23 protein-coding genes are annotated in these 19,372 nt (G+C 27.6%); 12 read left to right on the forward strand and 11 right to left on the reverse strand.

The window, feature by feature from the left end; genetic code table 11:
- The first annotated feature begins 36 nt into the window (after positions 1-36).
- Positions 37-2,985 carry a preprotein translocase subunit SecA gene (gene secA, locus T324_RS0104950; protein WP_028329219.1) on the forward strand — a complete coding sequence of 983 codons (2,949 nt, stop codon included), beginning with the start codon at positions 37-39 and terminating at the stop codon, positions 2,983-2,985.
- Positions 2,986-3,094: 109 nt separating this feature from the next.
- Here secA and T324_RS0104955 read toward each other — a convergent pair whose 3' ends face one another.
- Both T324_RS0104955 and T324_RS0104960 read right to left on the reverse strand, forming a co-directional pair.
- On the reverse strand, positions 3,095-3,520 hold the full coding sequence (locus T324_RS0104955) for a PepSY-like domain-containing protein (RefSeq protein ID WP_028329220.1): 426 nt from the start codon (positions 3,518-3,520) through the stop codon (positions 3,095-3,097).
- Between the two features lie 13 nt (positions 3,521-3,533).
- Positions 3,534-3,983: a PepSY-like domain-containing protein gene (locus T324_RS0104960; RefSeq protein ID WP_028329221.1), complete on the reverse strand. Its 450-nt coding sequence runs from the start codon at positions 3,981-3,983 to the stop codon at positions 3,534-3,536.
- 164 nt (positions 3,984-4,147) lie between these two features.
- Between T324_RS0104960 and T324_RS0104965 the strand changes: the two genes are divergently transcribed.
- The 3 genes from T324_RS0104965 to T324_RS0104975 all read left to right on the forward strand — a co-directional run bounded on the left by T324_RS0104965 (position 4,148) and on the right by T324_RS0104975 (position 7,578).
- Positions 4,148-5,587, forward strand: coding sequence for a hypothetical protein (locus T324_RS0104965; RefSeq protein ID WP_028329222.1), 1,440 nt, complete (start codon positions 4,148-4,150; stop codon positions 5,585-5,587).
- A gap of 106 nt (positions 5,588-5,693) precedes the next feature.
- A complete protein-coding gene (locus T324_RS0104970) occupies positions 5,694-6,623 on the forward strand; it encodes a sigma-70 family RNA polymerase sigma factor (protein WP_028329223.1) in 930 nt (309 codons plus the stop codon).
- A gap of 73 nt (positions 6,624-6,696) precedes the next feature.
- On the forward strand, positions 6,697-7,578 hold the full coding sequence (locus T324_RS0104975; protein WP_028329224.1) for a hypothetical protein: 882 nt from the start codon (positions 6,697-6,699) through the stop codon (positions 7,576-7,578).
- A gap of 64 nt (positions 7,579-7,642) precedes the next feature.
- Here T324_RS0104975 and T324_RS0104980 read toward each other — a convergent pair whose 3' ends face one another.
- Positions 7,643-8,197, reverse strand: coding sequence for a DUF2271 domain-containing protein (locus tag T324_RS0104980; protein ID WP_028329225.1), 555 nt, complete (start codon positions 8,195-8,197; stop codon positions 7,643-7,645).
- 62 nt (positions 8,198-8,259) lie between these two features.
- The gene (locus tag T324_RS0104985) at positions 8,260-8,769 is read right to left on the reverse strand and encodes a nitroreductase family protein (RefSeq protein ID WP_028329226.1); all 510 of its coding nucleotides are present in this window, start codon (positions 8,767-8,769) and stop codon (positions 8,260-8,262) included.
- 162 nt (positions 8,770-8,931) lie between these two features.
- On the opposite strand from T324_RS0104985, the gene T324_RS0104990 reads away from it, so the two are divergent.
- The 4 genes from T324_RS0104990 (at position 8,932) to T324_RS0105005 (ending at position 12,353) form a co-directional block, all read left to right on the forward strand.
- Positions 8,932-9,468, forward strand: a complete 537-nt coding sequence (locus T324_RS0104990; protein ID WP_028329227.1) for a 5-bromo-4-chloroindolyl phosphate hydrolysis family protein — start codon at positions 8,932-8,934, stop codon at positions 9,466-9,468.
- 22 nt (positions 9,469-9,490) lie between these two features.
- Entirely contained in the window at positions 9,491-10,657 is a 1,167-nt protein-coding gene (locus T324_RS0104995; protein WP_084548627.1) for a toxic anion resistance protein, read from the forward strand.
- 3 nt (positions 10,658-10,660) lie between these two features.
- Positions 10,661-11,281, forward strand: coding sequence for a 4'-phosphopantetheinyl transferase family protein (locus T324_RS0105000; protein ID WP_028329229.1), 621 nt, complete (start codon positions 10,661-10,663; stop codon positions 11,279-11,281).
- A gap of 82 nt (positions 11,282-11,363) precedes the next feature.
- Entirely contained in the window at positions 11,364-12,353 is a 990-nt protein-coding gene (locus tag T324_RS0105005; RefSeq protein WP_028329230.1) for a FecR domain-containing protein, read from the forward strand.
- On the opposite strand, the gene T324_RS16795 is transcribed toward T324_RS0105005, so the two are convergent.
- Positions 12,350-13,612 carry a hypothetical protein gene (locus T324_RS16795; RefSeq protein WP_245580639.1) on the reverse strand — a complete coding sequence of 421 codons (1,263 nt, stop codon included), beginning with the start codon at positions 13,610-13,612 and terminating at the stop codon, positions 12,350-12,352. The genes T324_RS0105005 and T324_RS16795 overlap by 4 nt on opposite strands.
- Positions 13,546-13,821: a hypothetical protein gene (locus tag T324_RS18435; RefSeq protein WP_245580640.1), complete on the reverse strand. Its 276-nt coding sequence runs from the start codon at positions 13,819-13,821 to the stop codon at positions 13,546-13,548. The genes T324_RS16795 and T324_RS18435 overlap by 67 nt, the downstream gene beginning before the upstream one ends.
- A 202-nt stretch (positions 13,822-14,023) precedes the next feature.
- Between T324_RS18435 and rplU the strand changes: the two genes are divergently transcribed.
- The 4 genes from rplU to selD all read left to right on the forward strand — a co-directional run bounded on the left by rplU (position 14,024) and on the right by selD (position 16,137).
- Entirely contained in the window at positions 14,024-14,335 is a 312-nt protein-coding gene (rplU, locus tag T324_RS0105015) for a 50S ribosomal protein L21 (protein WP_028329231.1), read from the forward strand.
- The gene (locus T324_RS0105020; protein ID WP_028329232.1) at positions 14,335-14,691 is read left to right on the forward strand and encodes a ribosomal-processing cysteine protease Prp; all 357 of its coding nucleotides are present in this window, start codon (positions 14,335-14,337) and stop codon (positions 14,689-14,691) included. Before rplU ends, T324_RS0105020 begins: the two co-directional genes overlap by 1 nt.
- Positions 14,681-14,935 (forward strand): 50S ribosomal protein L27, encoded by a 255-nt coding sequence (gene rpmA, locus T324_RS0105025; protein WP_028329233.1) that lies wholly within the window; start codon positions 14,681-14,683, stop codon positions 14,933-14,935. Before T324_RS0105020 ends, rpmA begins: the two co-directional genes overlap by 11 nt.
- Before the next feature lie 134 nt (positions 14,936-15,069).
- On the forward strand, positions 15,070-16,137 hold the full coding sequence (gene selD, locus T324_RS0105030) for a selenide, water dikinase SelD (RefSeq protein WP_028329234.1): 1,068 nt from the start codon (positions 15,070-15,072) through the stop codon (positions 16,135-16,137).
- A 61-nt stretch (positions 16,138-16,198) separates the two neighbouring features.
- Here selD and T324_RS0105035 read toward each other — a convergent pair whose 3' ends face one another.
- The 5 genes from T324_RS0105035 to T324_RS18955 form a co-directional block, all read right to left on the reverse strand.
- Positions 16,199-16,936: an amino acid ABC transporter ATP-binding protein gene (locus T324_RS0105035; protein WP_028329235.1), complete on the reverse strand. Its 738-nt coding sequence runs from the start codon at positions 16,934-16,936 to the stop codon at positions 16,199-16,201.
- 14 nt (positions 16,937-16,950) lie between these two features.
- Complete coding sequence (locus T324_RS0105040) at positions 16,951-17,619, reverse strand: amino acid ABC transporter permease (protein ID WP_028329236.1); 669 nt, start codon at positions 17,617-17,619, stop codon at positions 16,951-16,953.
- 149 nt (positions 17,620-17,768) lie between these two features.
- Positions 17,769-18,626 carry a transporter substrate-binding domain-containing protein gene (locus T324_RS16800; RefSeq protein WP_051436791.1) on the reverse strand — a complete coding sequence of 286 codons (858 nt, stop codon included), beginning with the start codon at positions 18,624-18,626 and terminating at the stop codon, positions 17,769-17,771.
- Between the two features lie 80 nt (positions 18,627-18,706).
- Complete coding sequence (locus tag T324_RS18950; protein WP_051436792.1) at positions 18,707-19,132, reverse strand: transporter substrate-binding domain-containing protein; 426 nt, start codon at positions 19,130-19,132, stop codon at positions 18,707-18,709.
- A gap of 69 nt (positions 19,133-19,201) precedes the next feature.
- A complete protein-coding gene (locus tag T324_RS18955; RefSeq protein WP_425387422.1) occupies positions 19,202-19,366 on the reverse strand; it encodes a transporter substrate-binding domain-containing protein in 165 nt (54 codons plus the stop codon).
- Positions 19,367-19,372: the final 6 nt, after the last annotated feature.

A 19,372-nucleotide genomic window follows, 5' to 3' on the forward strand; every position in this document is an offset into this window, starting at 1 on the left:
CTATTTTACTTTATGATTTTAAGGAGTTTATGAATAATGAGTGCAATGGACTTAGTATTTAAATTAATATTCGGCTCTAAAGAACAAAATGACGCTAAAATATTAAAACCTATAGCAGAGAAAACATTATCATTTGAAGAAGAGATAACAAAATTAAGCAATGAAGAATTAACTAATAAGACAAAAGAATTCAGAGAAAGAGTAGAAAAGCATATAGGCTGTAAAACAGAAGATTTGGATTTAAGTAAAGAAGAAAATAAGAAGAAGCTTCAGGAGATATTGGATGCAATACTTCCAGAAGCATTTGCTGTTGTACGCGAAGCTAGTATAAGAACTACAGGTATGAGACACTTTGATGTTCAGGTAATGGGAGGAGCTGTACTTCATCAGGGAAGAATAGCCGAGATGAAAACTGGTGAAGGTAAAACTCTTGTTGCTACACTTGCAGTTTATCTTAATGCTTTAACAGGTTTAGGGGTTCATGTTGTAACAGTAAACGATTACCTTGCTAAAAGGGACGCTGAATGGATGACTCCTATATACTCTATGCTTGGTATAAGTGTAGGAATACTTGATAATACTAGACCTCATTCTCCAGAAAGAAGAGCTGTTTATAACTGCGATGTTGTTTACGGTACTAATAATGAGTTCGGATTCGACTACTTAAGAGATAATATGGTAACTAGAAAAGAGGATAAAGTTCAGAGAAAATTCTATTTTGCTATAGTCGATGAGGTAGACAGTATTTTGATAGACGAAGCTAGAACTCCTCTTATTATATCAGGACCAGCAGAAAAAAATATAAAAATGTACTATGAAATTGACAGAATCATACCTATGCTTAAACAGGCTGAAGTTGATGAAAGAATGCGTGAAGTTGCTGGTACTGGTGATTATGTACTTGATGAAAAAGATAAAAACGTATATCTTACAGAAGAAGGTGTACACAAGGTAGAAAAACTCCTTAATGTAGAAAACTTATATGGTGCTCAAAGCAGTACTATAGTTCACCATGTTAATCAGGCATTGAAAGCACATAAAGTGTTCAAAAAAGATGTTGATTATATGGTTACAGACGGAGAAGTATTAATAGTAGATGAATTTACAGGACGTGTACTTGAAGGAAGACGCTACAGTGACGGACTTCACCAAGCAATAGAAGCTAAAGAAAAAGTTGCTATACAAAATGAATCTCAAACCTATGCCACAATTACATTCCAGAACTATTTTAGAATGTATCCTAAACTTTCAGGTATGACTGGTACTGCTGAAACAGAGGCTGAGGAGTTTTATAAAATATACAAATTAGATGTTGCTGTTATACCTACTAATAAACCTATAGCAAGACAGGATTTATCAGACAGAATATACAGAACAAGAAAGGCTAAATTTGAGGCCTTGGCAAAATATATTAAAGAACTTCAGGATGCCGGAAAACCTGCTCTTGTTGGTACAGTATCAGTGGAAATGAACGAAGAACTTTCAAAGGTATTTAAAAGACATAAAATCAATCATGAAGTATTGAATGCCAAAAACCATTCAAGAGAGGCGGCAATAATAGCACAGGCAGGAGAACCTGGAGCTGTTACTCTTGCTACGAATATGGCAGGACGTGGTACAGATATTGTACTTGGAGGAAACCCTGTTGCTAAAGGTGTTGCTGAAATAGAGCAAATACTTGTACTTATGAGGGATAAGGCATTTAAGGAGAGAGATCCTTACAAAAAAGAAGAATTAAGCAAAAAAGTAAAATCTATAGATCTTTATAAAGAGGCTTTTGTCAGAACTGTTATTTCCGGAAAAATTGATGAGGCTAAGGAACTTGCAGAAAAAAATAATGCTTCTGAAATGATAGAAAAAATTGACAGAATAATTCAAATAAATGAAAAATCTAAAGCTGATAAAGAAAAAGTACTTGCTGCAGGCGGTTTGCATGTTATAGGAAGCGAAAGACATGAGGCAAGACGTATTGATAATCAGCTTAGAGGAAGAAGCGGAAGACAGGGAGATCCGGGACTTAGTGTATTTTTCTTATCGCTTGAAGATGATTTAATGCGTCTTTTTGGAGGCGAGAGAGTAGCTAAAATGATGCTTGCTATGGGAATGGGTGAGGAAGAAGAGTTAGGGCATAAATGGCTTAATAAATCTATAGAAAATGCTCAAAGAAAAGTAGAAGGAAGAAACTTTGACATAAGAAAACATTTGCTTGAATATGATGATGTTATGAATCAGCAGCGTATGGCAGTTTACGGAGAAAGAGATTATATACTTTATTCTGAAGATATATCGCCTAGAATAGAGGAGATCATATCTGAAGTTACAGAAGAAACTATTAAAGATATAAGCAGTAATAAAAAGAATGTTGATGCTCTTGAAGTTACAAAATGGCTAAATAGTTATTTAATAGGTATAGATGAAGATGCAGCAAATAAAGCTGTAGAGGGCGGTGTTGATAATACAATAAAGAACCTCACAAAACTTTTATTAGAAGCGTACAGAAAAAAAGCATCCGAAATAGATGAAAAAATATTCAGAGAAGTAGAGAAAAATATATTCCTTTCTATAATAGATAATAGATGGAAGGATCATTTATTTGCTATGGATAGTTTAAGAGAAGGTATAGGACTTAGAGGATATGCTGAGAAAAACCCTCTTACAGAGTATAAACTTGAAGGCTATAAAATGTTTGTGGCAACTATGAATGTTATACATAATGAACTTGTAAACTTAATAATGAGAGTTAGAATAGTGCCTAATTCATTTGACAGCATTAATAGAGAGAGTGCTTTTGATGGAGGAGTGGAAGAAAAAAGCAGTGTAAGTGCAATGAATAGCACAAATAATCAGGAGGCACAAAATAAACCTAGAATTTCTCAGCCTAATGTTAAAATGACTCAAAAAATAGGAAGAAATGATCCTTGTCCTTGCGGAAGCGGTAAAAAATATAAACATTGTCATGGTAAAGATAATGCAGGAGCTGCTTAAAAAATAATTAGACTTGCTGCAAAACTAATAGTTGATATACATAAAAATAACTTATAAAAAACATTAAAATTATAAATATTTATTAGTTTTGCGGTATTTCTAATATTATTTAATCATCAAATTTTTGTCCTAAAAGCTGACCATTAATATCTATATAAAGTTCCATCATATTATTAAGTTTTACTTCATAAAGATTCCATTTCTTTTTTATTTTTGTTACTACATTATTAGGATAAGTTCTTGAAACGGTATTTGCTACAGACTGCGGAAGTATATTTAATGGTAGTGCTATATAATTACCTTCTATCTCTTTTAATTCTCCATTTCTAAAGAATTCCATTTCTACTCCATTATCTAATGCAATCTCATAACTTTTTCTGTCCATTTCGGCATACATAATTTGAGAACCTTTAAAATGTAAATTTATAAATTGCAATATTGGTGCAGGAAGCTGGTCTGGGGATACATACATTTCATCAGAATAAAGCATGGAAACTGATAAAAATAAGAACAAAATTATTATTTTTTTATTCATAAAACCCCTTAGATTAATCTGGAACCTTTTGACCTATGAGCATTCCAGCAAAATCAATAAAAACATTTATATGGTTATCTAAACTAATAACATACATATTCCATCTTTTTTTTATTTTTATAATGCTTGAATTTGGATTTGTATTTCTTACAGTGTTTAAAACATTTTCATTAATGAAACTTGTAGGTATAGGAGAGGTGTTTCCATCAACTTCCTGCCATAATCCATTTGAATTAAAATGTATGATTATACCATTATTAAAAAATACTCTATAAAATTCATTTAATTCTTCTATTCTAATTATATCCTGAGTATCAAAATAATCCCTTATAAAATTTATAGACTGCATAGGTAAATTATCTATTGTTAAATAATTTATTCCCTCATTATAATAGGAGAATAAAGCTTTATATAAAAAAGCAAATGATATAAAAATTATTGGTATTTTAAATCTTTTATTCATAAATTATTATGTAAAGTATATATTTTTATATTTGTATATAAAATATAACAAAATTTTACATAAATATCAATAAAATAATTTTTCAAAAAAATAAAAATAATCTAGTAATTAATTAAAAATAATATAAAATATATATTGCCTATAATTTTTTTATGGATGTTATAATGATAATAGATTTGAAAAAATATATAGAAGCTGATTTAAATCAGATAAAAAAATATATAAATATTATAGTAGATAAAGAATTAGATATTATAATTATAAATGAAAATGGTATACTAAGTTTTGTACCTTTTTCTGAAATAGAAAAAATTCTTTCTCCATTAATAGAAAGTGACTATATAAAAAAATGTAAAATTTATGTTGATAAATCATTGATTACGATTATAGGTTCAAAAGAAACAATAGATTTAAATAAACAGCATGCAGATATACATGATAAAAACATATTTTACAGTGTATATAAGAATTGCCAGTTTGAATTAGATAAAGAATATTATAATAAACATTTTGAGGATTTAATATCTATAAGACATAGGGAAAGAATAGATTATTTAAAAGATTCATTCAATAAATTAAAAATGTATACTAATTATCCTAAAATAGATTTAGAATTAGCTAAATTAATAGGAAGTATATTAACAGATATTGGTATTATAGAAAGATTAAACCTTATATATCATTTAAACTATATAAAACAAAATAACATATCTGATTTAAAAAATTATCAAAATGTTAAAAAAGATGATTTAATATTTGCTGATATAATAGGTACAATAGTTTCAATATTAGATAAAGAATATGCAGAACCTTTAATTTTTAATAATCTTACTCCTTTTATGGATGATAATATAATAAGTCATAGTAACCGAGTATTTATTATGATGGTTGATTTTCTGCATTTCTATAATGATGAAATATCAAGAGGTATAGCATCAAAATTAAGAGTGGATTATAAAAAGAAATTTTATACATTTTTTTATGAAATTGGAAATAAATATCATTTATTGACAAAAGCTGATAGGATTGAAGATATATCTAAAGTAGGATTTAGAAAAATAGAGCAAAATGAGATAAAATATTATGCAAGAGCAGCATTTTGGCATGATATAGCCCTTGTAGATATATTGCCTAATCTTCCTATTATGAAGAATAATGATGGAGATGTGCATGCTATTTTAGGTTTCAATTTGCTTAAGTATTGTATGGCTCAAAATGAATATACTTACACTACAGTTGGACTTCATCATGAATATTATGGAAATGGATATGGAATATTCAGCAATATTTATAATAAGCAGATGGCAAATAAACAGTATAACAATATAGAAAATATACTTACTTATGATCCTAATGATATAGATAATTTGTCTGCTTTATCATATTTTCCTGCTAAAGTATTAGAAATTATTGATACCTATGATGTATTATATAGAGATTTTGCCAAAGATGAAATTAAAGGCAGTATAGATAATAAAATTATTTCATTTATGTATGAAAATTTCTTGGATAATAAAGTAAAAATAGACCCTATAATTTTTTCTATTTTTATAAAATATATAGAAAATATAAAGAATATTTCAGTTATTGATTGTCCTTTATAATATTTTTTAGATAGGTATTAAATTAATAATATATTACTTGACAATTTATAAAAATCTTATATCCTATAATAAAGTTTTATGTTTTCTAGTAATAAAGGCAGTATAATTGTTAAAAAAAGACATTAATCAAGAGTATAAAGGACCTGTTAGCGTATATTTAAAGCAAATAGGTGAAATAAGAAGGCTCAGTAAAGAAGAAGAATTAGATTTATGGCAGCGTCTTGAAGCTTGCAGAGAGAAAAAATCATTATTATCAGATTGTAATGATGAAAATTCTCAAAAAGAATTATTAGAGATAGAAAAAGAAATAGATTCAATACAACATAAACTTGTTAAATCAAATTTAAGATTAGTTATTAGTATAGCAAAAAGATATTATAATAGCGGAGTTCCTTTTATTGATATTATAGATGAGGGTAATATTGGACTTATAGAGGCAGTTAAAAGATTTGAATATAAAAAAGGATTTAAATTTTCTACTTATGGTGTTTGGTGGATAAAGCAAAGTATAGTTAAAGAGATATCAAGTAAGAGGCATATAATACGCTTCCCAATGCATATAGCTAGATTGATAAAAAAGAGCATACAAACTTCCAAGTTATTAACTCAGCAGTTGGGAAGAGAACCAAGTATAGATGAGATAGCCAAAGAAATGAAAATTGATAGAAAAACGCTCTCCTATATTATGATATTCACTCAAGATACAACAAGTGTAGATTCATTTTTTAAAAATTCTGATAATAATGATATGACTTCCGTTATAGAAGATAAAAATTTCCCATCTCCTCATCAGAAAGCATTTATGGATAGCTTAAGAGAAACTTTGACAGAAGCTTTAAAATGCTTAGATGAAAAAGAAAGAACTGTTATTATATCAAGATACGGACTTTATGGTAAAGAAGCAAAAACTTTAGAAGATACAGGTAAAGAATTGAACATTACAAGAGAAAGAGTAAGACAAATTCAAATAAAAGCATTAAAAAAATTGGAAGGTTTGAGCCTTTCTAAAGAACTAAAAAGTTTTTTGTGGGACTAATCTATATTTTTTCATAAAACTATTTTCATTTTATCCGACAAGTTACATATATTTAACTCTATGGGGGGAAATAATGTCTAATGAAATGAAAGCAAAATTAAAACCTATTATAATAATAGTAATAATTCTTGTTATTTTGGTAGCAGGATTCTTTATTGCAAAAAGCATATTAGGAAGCAGAAATATACCGTTATTGGATTTTGGAAATACTGACACTAACAGTATGGTGGAAGAAGATCCTTTAACTACAGATGATATATTTGGTGATAATATAACACCTGAGGAAAAAGACTTTTTAGCAACTAACAATACAATAACTCCTGATAATACACAAGATGAAATGTCATTCAGTAATGATTCTTCTATCAATTTATCAGACAGCGGATTGTATGAAGTTAATACTAATGATATACCAGATATACCTCCTGCTGTTTCTACACCAAATAATAGTAAAAGTTCTGCGTATACTTATAATACAGACAATACAGTTTTGGTAACTTCTTCTAATACACTTACACCTAACGATGGTATTATGATTGATATGACTAATGGTATCGATACTAATCAAAGTGTTAGAATAAGTTCATTTATTATAAATTATAATGATAGATTTGTAGCAACTAGAACTAATCCTGTTTTAATAACATTAGCAGTTAAATCTCCAGTAGAAGGAAGATTTGCTAAAATAAGAGTTTATGCAAGAAGAGTAGACAACAATTACAATATATTAAGCAGAGATTTAGTATTCTATTTGCCAAAAATATATGTATTGGATGGACAGGCACAAACTCAGTTCTACTTTGCTGGAAGAACTTCTGCTAACGGAAATTATTTGCCAAAAGGAAGATATTTATTATATGCTGAAGCAGAAATTACTGATGCTAATGGTATGTCAGTTGGAAAAACTGGAAGATATCCTCTTCCTCAATGGAATTATGTAATAACATTAAGATAATATTTTTATAAGTAAAATTAAGCCCTAATAAAAAATATTAGGGCTTTTTATTTGCAAAAAAATATTAAGGCATAAAACTAACATTAACATTTCTTATTATATCCATGCTTTTAGCTTCTGCTTTAGAATATTTTGCGGTAGCTTTTTGTGAATTTGCATTATTTCCTATGTTTATAGTTGAAGTATATAATACATTATTGTCTTGATATATTGTAGCTTCTACAACAATTTTATATGTTCCATCTTTTATTAATTTTCCATTAGAATCTTTACAATCCCAAACTATATTTACTTTTCCTTGTTTTGGAGTAGGTTTTGATACAGCATCTATAAGTTTTTTATCCATATTTGCCACATTAGCTTTTTTCTGCCAATTATTTAATGATTGTTTTCTATAAGTCCATCCTTCTCTTTTACCTGTAAAGTCTGTAATGTATATAGTTGTTATATATTTTCCTTTATCATCTTCTGCCCATACAGCTATTTGATTGCTTGAATATCCGTCTCTTTTTGTATAATCAAAACTTATATTAACCTTTTTAGAACTGCTTTGAGCATAGTTTTCATTTATATAAGATACAGCCAAAAGCATAAATACTATAATAATTATTTTTTTCATTAATAAACTCCTATTAATATAAATTTAATAGATGTTTTTATTTTTATCATAATATTTTATATTTAAAACTTTTCATAATGTATTTTGTTTGGTTCGAATCTTTCTGGTGTGGTAACTTCTCCATCCGGATATCCTACAGCAACTATTCCCAAAGGTTTAATATTATCAGGCAAATTAAATAATTTTATAATAGCATTCATTCTCTCTTCACGCGGAGCAACACCAAGCCATACAGTACCTAAATCTTTAGCTTTTGCGGCAAGCATCATATTTTCTAAAGCTGCAGAACAATTTTGCTGCCAATATAGTTTTCCGGATTCATCGGATAAATCTCCGCATACTACTACAGCCATAGATGCAGTTTCAAGCATTTTAGCGTAAGGGTGAACATCCATTATTTTATTTAATGTATCTCTATTTTTTACTACTATAAATTCCCAATTTCTTTTATTATTGGCAGAAGGGGCATACATTGCAGCTTTTAAAATATATTCAACCTTTTCATCTTCAACCTCTTTGCCTTTAATATACTTTCTAATACTTCTTCTTGAAAATAAAATGTCTTCATTCATTTTTTGTCCTCCCTAAAAAATATTTTTTATATTTTGCATTTTTTATTATATCATAATAAATTAAAAAGTGTAATTATATTGTTGTTATATGTATAAAATATATTGCAATAATATGATAATTTATTTATAATATTATACATAAAAAATGAAGGGTGTTTATGAATGTTAAAAGATGAAGATGATTTTATTTTTGAAAGACTCAGAATGAATGTTCAAAGGAATTTTCCAAGAGAAGATGATTATTCTTCAATTAATTCTAATACTCAAAAATCTGAAACTTATTCTAACAAATATAGTTTAGTAATATTAGAAACTGAAAAATATATAGAAAAAATATCAGATTTTTCACAAAAGATAGATGATGCAGAATTGACTCCTGCTTTAAAAGACATGATAAAAGTATTAAAAGAAATGGTTAGTTATTCTAAAGTTAATAAAGAAGGTGAGAAAAAACTTGAAAAGATTAATGAATATCATCTTCCTACAGCAATAAAGATGCTAAATTCTTATTTAGATTTTTGTAATTTTCCAGTAAAGAATGAAAATATGGAAAAAACAGCTTTGGAAATAGAGGATGTTATAATAAAACTTAATAAAGCTTTAGAAAATATGCTTGTTGAGATGACTCAAAATAAATTAATAGATATAAACAGCGATATAGATGTATTGAAAAATATGCTTGAAAAAGATGGATTATAATAAAAAAATAGGAGGAATTTTTATGGAGAATAATAATTTAGGAAATAGTAATACTAATCAAGTAACACCTGAGATTGTAGAACAAAGTTATAATCAGCAGATAATGTCTAATGCACAGCCTCAGAATTTAAGCGTATCATTGCAAAATGCCGTGTCTGAAAAATTTTCACAAGAAGATTTGAATAAAATAAATGAATTATCAAACTCTATAGATTTAAAAGATTCTGTTTCTGTAATGTCTTATGGGGCAGCAGCACAGAATAAAATGATTCAATTTTCTGAAAATACTTTAAGTAATGTTATGAATAAAGATTTAGGAGAGGTTGGAGAAGCTATTACTAATGTAGTAACTGAGCTTAAAGGTTTTAATATAGAGAATGAAACTAAAGGAAAAGGATTATTTGGTTTATTCAAAAAAGCAGGAAATAATATATCAAAATTAAAAACTAAATATACAAATGTAGAAGCTAATATTGATAATATAGTTAAGGTTTTGGAAGGACATCAGAGAAATTTGCTTAAAGATATTAGTATATTAGATCAAATGTATAATTATAATTTAGAATATTTAAAAGAATTAGAAATATATATAGAAGCAGGAAAGCAAAAACTTAATGCTTTAATGTCTAATGAAATACCTGCATTAGAAGCTAAAGCTATGACAAGTAATTCTGCTCAGGATGTACAATTAGCAAAAGATTTAAAAGATTTAGCCAATAGATTTGAAAAAAGAATACATGATTTGGAGCTTACAAGAACTATATCTGTACAGACTATACCTCAAATACGTTTGGTTCAAAATAATAATGTTATAATGACAGAGAAGATACAGTCCACTATAGCAAATACAATACCGCTTTGGAAAAATCAAATGGTGCTTGCTATAGGTCTTCATCATTCTACTGAGGCAGCAAAAGCACAAAGAGCTGTTACTGATACTACAAATGAGTTATTAAGAAAGAATGCTGATATGCTTAAAACTTCTACTATAGAGACAGCTAGAGAGTCTGAGAGAGGAATTGTAGATATTGAAACATTAAAATATACTAATGAACAGCTTATTTCTACTTTAGATGAAGTTATTAGAATTCAAACTGAAGGAAGAGAAAAGAGAAGAGCTGCTGAGGCTGAATTAAAAAATATAGAGAATGAACTTAAAGCTAAGATACTTAATATTGCCAAAAAATAATTTATGATGCATTTAGAATATACTTTTGATGAAAATAATGATAGAGCATTAGCTAGAAAAATATTAGAAGATATGATTCTTAATATGGCCGAAAACCGTTACGGTAAAAGTGATTTAATTATAGATAGGGAAAAAGGTAAGCCTTATTTTAAAAATCATAATAATTTGTATTTTAACGGTACTCATTCTTCTGATTTATTTGCTGTTATTATGAGCGATGAAGCTGATGTTGGAATAGATGCAGAAAAGATAATAGATAGAGATTATTTATCCATTGCTAAAGAATATTTTTATGAAAGCGAATATAAATATTTAGAAAGTTCTTTAAAGTTGGAAATAGATTTTTTTACTATATGGACTCTTAAAGAAGCGTATGTAAAAATGCTTGGTAAAACAATATTTGATATAAAGAATTCTATAGAAATTGATTTAATAGAACGTGTTATAAGAAAATCAAATAATTTCTTTTTTTCTTCGTTTATACTTGATGATTCTTATATTGTAAGTTTATGTTATGATATGAATGACAGTAAAGAAGATGATATTGTGTTAAAATTAAATGATTTTAATTTAAATCTTTTATTTTCTTATCCTTATTTACCGAATATAGATATTTACATATAAATTTAAAAGTATTGACTTTTTTATTTGCTCTATATAAAATTAATATAGATAGATTTATATGATTTATCAAAGGAGGTATTTTATGGTAAATAGAATATCATTTTTACTAATAATACTTGCTTTATCATTTAGCAGTTTATTTGCCCAAGATATATCTTTCAAGATTACTGGTATATCAGGATTAGCTTTCATAGAAAAAACAGATATAAATAGATCCTTAAAAGCTTTTAGAGGAAGTGAAATACATAAAGAATATAGATTAAGAACAACAAGTAATAGTCAGGTAGAGATTAGTCTTAATAGAAGGGGTGAGAAAATAGGAGATATTACAGTTCCTCAAAATACTGTATTATTGGTTAATCCTCCTATATATAAAGATGATACTAGAATTTCTTTATCTTTACTTGAAGGATATATTAAGGTTAATATTATAAAAGATTTAGGTTCATCAGTAGAAGTACATACAGCAAATACTTCATCTGTAGTTAAAGGTACTCAATTTGAGGTGGCATTTGCAGAAGATGGTTCTACAATAGTTGTCCTTTCTGAAGGTAATGTAGATGTATTTACCGATAATGGAGAATCTGTTCTAAATCCTAAAGAAGCATATATTAACACAATAGATGATAAATCTAAAATTGTAAAACAAAATTCAGATAGTGACCCTGTAGTATTTCTTAATAAGGGAGAAGAAAATTCACGTCAGGATTATATATATACTGTTGAAAATTTATTAACAGCTTTGGAAAATGTTTCTTATGATGACGGTAATAATTTTGTATCATTTGTTAATTTAGAAGATAGTGAAAAAGCTATTAATAGTATGGAAATGAAGCAGTACAGAATGCTTGCTGCTAATGAAGGATATTATAATACAATAATTAAACTTATTAATTTGAATGAAGACAAAAAGCATGAAATGATATCTTATGCTAGAAGATCTTTAAGTTTATATATGGCTAATCAGAGAGCTATAAGTAAAATGAATACTAAAATTAACAGAAACAGAGATAAATTTGATAGAATAAAAAAGAAATTTGATGAAAGAATGGCTAGTTCTATATCGAATTAATTATTTTCATCTATATAATACTCAAATATGTTTCTCACTTCAGCGTATTTTCTTAGTTTTGATATATAGAAGTTTCTATCATATTCAGCAAGTAAAACTTTAGCTCTTTTTATAAACTCTTTTTCATTATATATTATTAAATCTATATAAATATTGTATATTCCCATAGCTCCGCCAAGTACAATACCTATACATTCTCCGCTTTCTTTTTCTCCAAGTACCTCTTTTTCTAATCTATATTGTATTTCGTATCTTTCATTAAGTATTTCTCTTTTTATTTCATTATCATCATTATCTTCATAGCCATAAGTTAAAAATACAGTTCTAGCACCAGATTGAGATATAGCAACTATATCGTCTATAACTCCATTATAGTAATCGTTAATAGTTTCATAGTATGATGTAGTTCCTGTTATTATATCATATCTTGGAAGTTCTATGTCTTTTGGTTCAAATGTATATGAAAAATATTGAGCTATTGGTTCTGTTACTAATTCTTTTCTATAAAAAATTAATGTTTTATTTATGTATTTTTCTAACTCTGTAAGCGGTATCATGTTTTTTAATTTTCTATCACTGATATCAACATATCTTATATATACTTTTGATAAGCCTTCACCTATAGAATTCTCCATCATTAATAAAAATATATTGTATGCTTCTTCTGTATCCAAACTGCTAAGCTCATCATTATAAAATATTAAGTCAAATTTATCATTTTCTTCATCAAATTCTATTTTTATTAGAATCTCACTTATATTTATACTGCTGTTATTTATTTGAATAGAAAAATCATTGCCATTAGAGCTCGGAATGCATGGCATAAAAGTCCATTTTTCATAAAATTTTTCAGGCATTGCAAATATTATTCTTGGTATCAAATAAAATAAATAATTTTTTCCATCAATAGTAAATATAAATTCATAATTTTTGTTAATATTAAAAGATATTTTATCAGATATTATTTTTATACCATTATGTACAAAATTTATTAATTCATCATCTTGATTTTCAAGCATTCTAGTTATTTCATTTTCATTCTCATCAAACCATTTCCAAAACATATCAACTCTTTCTGTAAATGGAATATTATTATCTTCATCCTCAAAACATAATTTGTATAATCTGTCAGTATCTTCAAACAATTCATTATTTTCAATATTTTGTTTTTCTAATAATTCCAAAGTTTTTTTTAAATATGATTTGGCTGTTTCTTTATTTCCATTATAGTAGTAGGCATACCCTGTTCTAAAAACCATAAAGGATCGTCAATAGCTTCTTCTCTTATATACATTAAATTATTCAATGCTTCATCATAATTTTGAATATTATTTAATGCTCTTGCAAGCAATGATATAATATGATGATCTCTCTCATTTTCATTCATAGAATATATAATTTGTATAATTTTTTCATGGTTATTATTTTTGTGAAGTTTCTCAATTTCTTCTAATAATTTTTTCTTCATATTAGCCTCAATTATTTGCTAATATTATATTATATTATATTTTTATATAAAAATCTATTCTTAAATATAAGAATTTATTAATGACTAAGATAAGAGTTTTTTATTTTTTTACTTGACAAAAATGTTTAAATATAGTAGTATTAATTACTCATAGTGTAGTATAAAATATAAAAACATATATATAAATTGGAGATAAACAACCATGTATGCAATAGTAGAAGTAAAAGGCAAACAATATAAGGTAGAAAAAGGTCAAGATATTTTAGTAGAATATTTGGGCGATGATGCAAAAGAAGCTCCAGAAATAAAAACACTTCTTCTTAAAAAAGATGATGAAAGTGTTATGGTTGGAACACCTTATGTTGCAGGAGTTAAAGTTAGTTCTAAAATAGTAGAAATGATGAAAGGCGATAAAGTTGTAATAGGAAAACATAAAAGAAGAAAAGACTATAGAAGAAAAACAGGACATAGACATAAATACCATAAAATCACTATAGAAGATATTTCTCTTTAATGTCTTCATTTGTAAATATAATCTATAATAGTGAAGATATTATAGAGGGTATTACAATTAGCGGACATGCTGGGATAAAAAAATCTGGTGAAGGGTATGAAGTTTGCATAGCTTTAAGTGCTTTATCACAAGCTATGTATAAAGCATTAGTTAGTATAGTAGGTAAAAAGTTTTTAAGTTGCAATATAAAAGATGGTTTTTTAAATTTTGAGCTTATTAATATTGATAAACTTGAAAACATAAAAAAAGAAGAATATAAAATAGTTAGTAATGGATATTTAATAGGTATAAAATCTTTGATAAAAGAGTATCCTGATTTTATAAAATATAAAGAGGAGTATAAAAATGGCACATAAAAAAGGCGGCGGAAGTTCTAAGAATGGACGCGATAGTCAATCAAAACGTTTAGGTGTTAAAGTTTACGGCGGACAAAAAGTTATAGCTGGTAATATCATAGTAAGACAACGCGGTACTAAATTCCATGCTGGAAGAAATGTAGATATAGGCCGTGATCATACTATATTTGCCACTGCTTCTGGTTATGTAAAATTTCATACTAACAAATTTGGAAAGAAAGCTATCAGTGTAGTTGCTGAATAATTTTATTATTTAATGTATATTTTGTATCCTAACTATATGTAACTGTAGTTAGGGTATTTTTTTATAAAATATTTGAATTTTTTATTTATTAATATATTATTTAAAAATTACAAAATAAATTATAGGTGTTTTTTATGGACAAAATTACAAATAATAAGGAAGAACAAATTGAATTATTATCATGTGCTTTAGAGGGCGGATGCTCTGCTAAAATACCACCTGACTTACTTGAAAAAACTTTAGCTCCAATAATGCAGACTAAAGTTGATTCTAATTTATTGTCAGATGTTGATATAGGTGATGATGCAGGTGTTTATAGGATATCAGACGATAATGCTTTGATATTCACTGTTGATTATTTTCCTCCTGTTATAGCAGACCCTTATGGTTTCGGGCAAATTGCAGCATGCAATTCTATAAGTGATATTTATGCTATGGGAGGAGAACCTAAATTAGCTTTGAATATTACTATGTTTCCTAAAGATGATTCTTTAAACATACTTGCCAATATATTAAAAGGCGGTCAGGATAAAGCTACAGAGGCTGGTGTTTTAGTAGTAGGAGGACATACTATAACAGATGCTACAGTTAAATATGGAATGGCTGTTATTGGTTTTGCTAATCCTAATAAAATAACAACTAATTCTGCAGCTAAAGAAGGAGACATTATAATACTTACTAAGCCTTTGGGTACAGGTTCTTGTTTGGCTGCTATGAGACAGGGACTTTTAAAAGATAGTGATATAGAGGATGTTTTTGAATCTATGAAAACATTGAATAAAAAAGCTTGCGCTATTATGAATAAATATAATGTTAAATGTGCTACAGATATAACAGGTTTCGGCCTTATGGGACATGCTTATAAAATGGCTTTAGCAAGCAATGTAAGTATAGAAATTAATTCTTCTGCTTTGCCTATGTTTAATAAATCTTATGAAGTTTTAGATATGGGATGCATACCAGGTGCTGCATTTACTAATATGCGTTATGTTGGAAATAATATATTAGTTGATGATGATGTTGATTATAATTTAAAAATGCTGTCATTTGATCCACAAACAGCTGGAGGATTATTCATCTGTGCTGATAAAAATAATGCTGAAAATATATTGGCAGATTTATGGAGAGAGGGTATAGATTGTGCTTCTATAGTAGGAAAAGTAAATAAAAAAGAAAAAGAGTTTCTGCATTTAATAAAATAATGTATTAATGATAAAAAAGAGGAGCTAAAATATAGCTCCTCTTTTACTTTAATTATATCTATTATCTTTCATTTATTTTTCTTAAGAATGTTTTTAATCTTTCGTTTTGAGGATTATTGAATATATCCTGCGGACTGCCTTCTTCAACAATATATCCGTCAGCCATGAATATTACTTTATTTGAAACATTTTTTGCAAACTGCATCTCATGTGTTGTTATGAGCATTGTTGTGTGTTTTTGTGCAAGGTCTTTAATTACATTTAATACTTCTCCTACAAGTTCAGGGTCCAAAGAAGAAGTAGGTTCATCAAGTAAAATAACATCTGGATGTACAGCCATAGCTCTCCCTATACCAACTCTCTGCTGCTGTCCGCCAGAAAGTCTTGACGGATATTCGTCTTTTTTATTGAATAATCCTACAGTCTCTATAATATGTAATGCCTCTTCTTTTGCTTTTTTCACATCCATTTTCTGAACTGTAATCATAGGTTCCATGATATTTTCTAAAGCAGTTTTATTTTTAAATAGATTATAATTTTGAAATACCATAGAAGTTTTTTTTCTTAAAGCATATATTTCATTTCTAGTTGCTTTTTGTGTATCAAGTGTCAAATCTCCTATAGTTATTATACCATTATTAGGTTTTTCTAAGAAATTTATACATCTAAGAAGTGTCGATTTTCCTGTACCTGAAGGTCCTATTAAAGTTAATACTTCTCCGTATTGTATTTTAAAACTTATTCCTTTTAATATATCCAAAGTGCCAAAGCTCTTTTTAAGATCTTTTACTTCAATCATTATGCAGTCTCCTTTTAATAAGCTCTGTTCAATTTCTTCTCTAAAATGCCTTGTATATATGTGAATATTGATATAAGTGCCCAGTATATAATAACTGCTGCTGCATATGCTTCCATATATCTATATGTAACACTTATTTCTATACTTGCACCAGCCATCATATCTTTTAATCCTATTACAAATCCCATAGATGTTGATTTAAAAATATTTATAAAGCTGTTTGAAAGTCCTGGTACTGCAACTCTAGCAGCTTGAGGTATTACTATTCTTTTAAGTACATCAAGCGATCTCATTCCTATAGAAAGTCCAGCTTCAAATTGACCTTTATCTACTGAATTTATAGCTGCTCTTATATCCTGCGACATAAATGAAGCATAATTCAAACTTAAAACTACTACCAATGCACTGAATGCTGACATATTACTTATTAATTTACTAAATTGAGCAAAACCATAGTAAAATAAAAATAACTGAGCAATAAAAGGAGTAGCTCTAAAAAAAGATACATAAACATTTGCTATCTGATACAATACAGGAACTCTATATTGAAGCATTAATGCTATTATTAATCCCAATATAAGTGAAAACAATAAAGCCAATAAAGCAACTTGACAAGTTATAGGCAAATATTGTAATAATTTAGGGAAAACTGATAGAAAGTAATCAAACTTAAAATTTGCCATTTAATTTAACCTCTTAATTATTTTGTATTCAATAACTTTAACTAAATCCATATAACAGTTAATATAGTATTAGCAAAAAACGGCAAAATGGTTAAATTTTTTTTAATTTAACCATTTTTATAATGCCTAAAAATAATTATATAAATCAATTAATTATTTTTTAATAAACCTTGCTGTTCATATTGTTCCATAAGTTTAGCTAAAGCTTCGTTAGCATCTAAACCTTCCATAGGATTATATCCAAACCATTTAACAGCCAATTTTTCTAATGTACCATCTTCTCTCATTTCTACTATAACTTTGCTGACTTCATCGCGTAATTTCTGACCAGCTTCATCTTTTCTAAATGGAAAAGCATTAACTTCTGTAAATATTACATCTCCAACCATTTTTATATCTAATCCTGTGCTTTCTTGTAAGTTAGGAAATATTATAACAGCAGTAGTAGAAGCAGATATTTTTCCATTAACAACATTATTAGGTATTGTAGCAACAGTATCAGGACTGAATGAAACTATTTCTATTTTACCTTCTGGATCCAATGCTTTTATGTTTTCATGTGAAGAAGTACCTGTTTGAAGTCCTAATTTTTTACCAAATAAATCTTCAAGTTTTGTTATAGAATCATTAGTACCTGCTACATAAAACCTATATGGACTTAAAAAATATGGTTCAGAAAATATATATTTTTCTAATCTTACAGGGGTAATACTAATTTGCTGAGTAACAGTATCAACTTTTCCAGATTCTAAAGAACCAAAAGCTCCTTCCATAGCAACTTGAGTCCATTCTATTTTTTTACCTAAACGCCTTCCTATTTCTTCCCAAACATCGATATCATATCCTTCTAATTTTCCTTCAGCATTTGCTCTACTGAATAATGGATGCATACCTGGAGTTGCAACTCTAATTACAGCAGTTTCGCTTTCAGATGCAGCATGATTATTGTTTGAACATGAAACTATAACCATGCAAATGATAATTAATGAACTTAATAATTTTTTCATTTTTTTCTCCTTTTTTATAAAATATTTAAAAAATTGTATAATTAAGTTTTAGCATATAACCTGAAATCAATTTATTATTCTTAGAAAGTTGATAATAATTTATCTAATTCGGTTTGGAAATCTAAACCTTCCATAGGGTTGTATCCAAACCATTTAACGGCTAGTTTTTCTAGTGTACAATCTTCTCTCATTTCTACTATAACTTTACTAACTTCATCGCATAACTGTTTTCCTTTTTCATCTTTTCTAAATGGAAAAGCGTTCACTTCTGTATATACAACATCACCGGTTAATTTTAAATCAAGTCCTGTCTTTTTTACTCTGTCATCAAATGTAACAACTGATTGTATAGAAGCATCTGCTTTTCCGTTAGCAACATTATTTGGTAAAGTAGCAAGACTATCAGACCTAAAAGAAACTATTTCTATTTTTCCTTCAGGGTCTAATTTTTTTATATATTCATGAGCAGCACTTCCTAATGCTAAAGCTAGTTTTTTACCGTACATATCTTCAAATTTATTGATAGAATTATTTGTTCCAGGTACATATAATTTATACGGACTTAAAAAGTATGGTTAAGAAAAATAATATTTTTCCATTCTAGCCTTTGTTATGCTTATTTGCTGAGTTACACTGTCTACTTTATCTGTATCTAATAAACCAAAAGCTCCATCTAATGCAATTTGAGTCCATTCTATTTTTTTGTTTAAACGCTTTCCTATCTCTTCCCATATGTCTATATCATA

Source organism: Brachyspira alvinipulli ATCC 51933 (assembly GCF_000518245.1).
Taxonomy (GTDB): Bacteria; Spirochaetota; Brachyspiria; order Brachyspirales; family Brachyspiraceae; genus Brachyspira; species Brachyspira alvinipulli.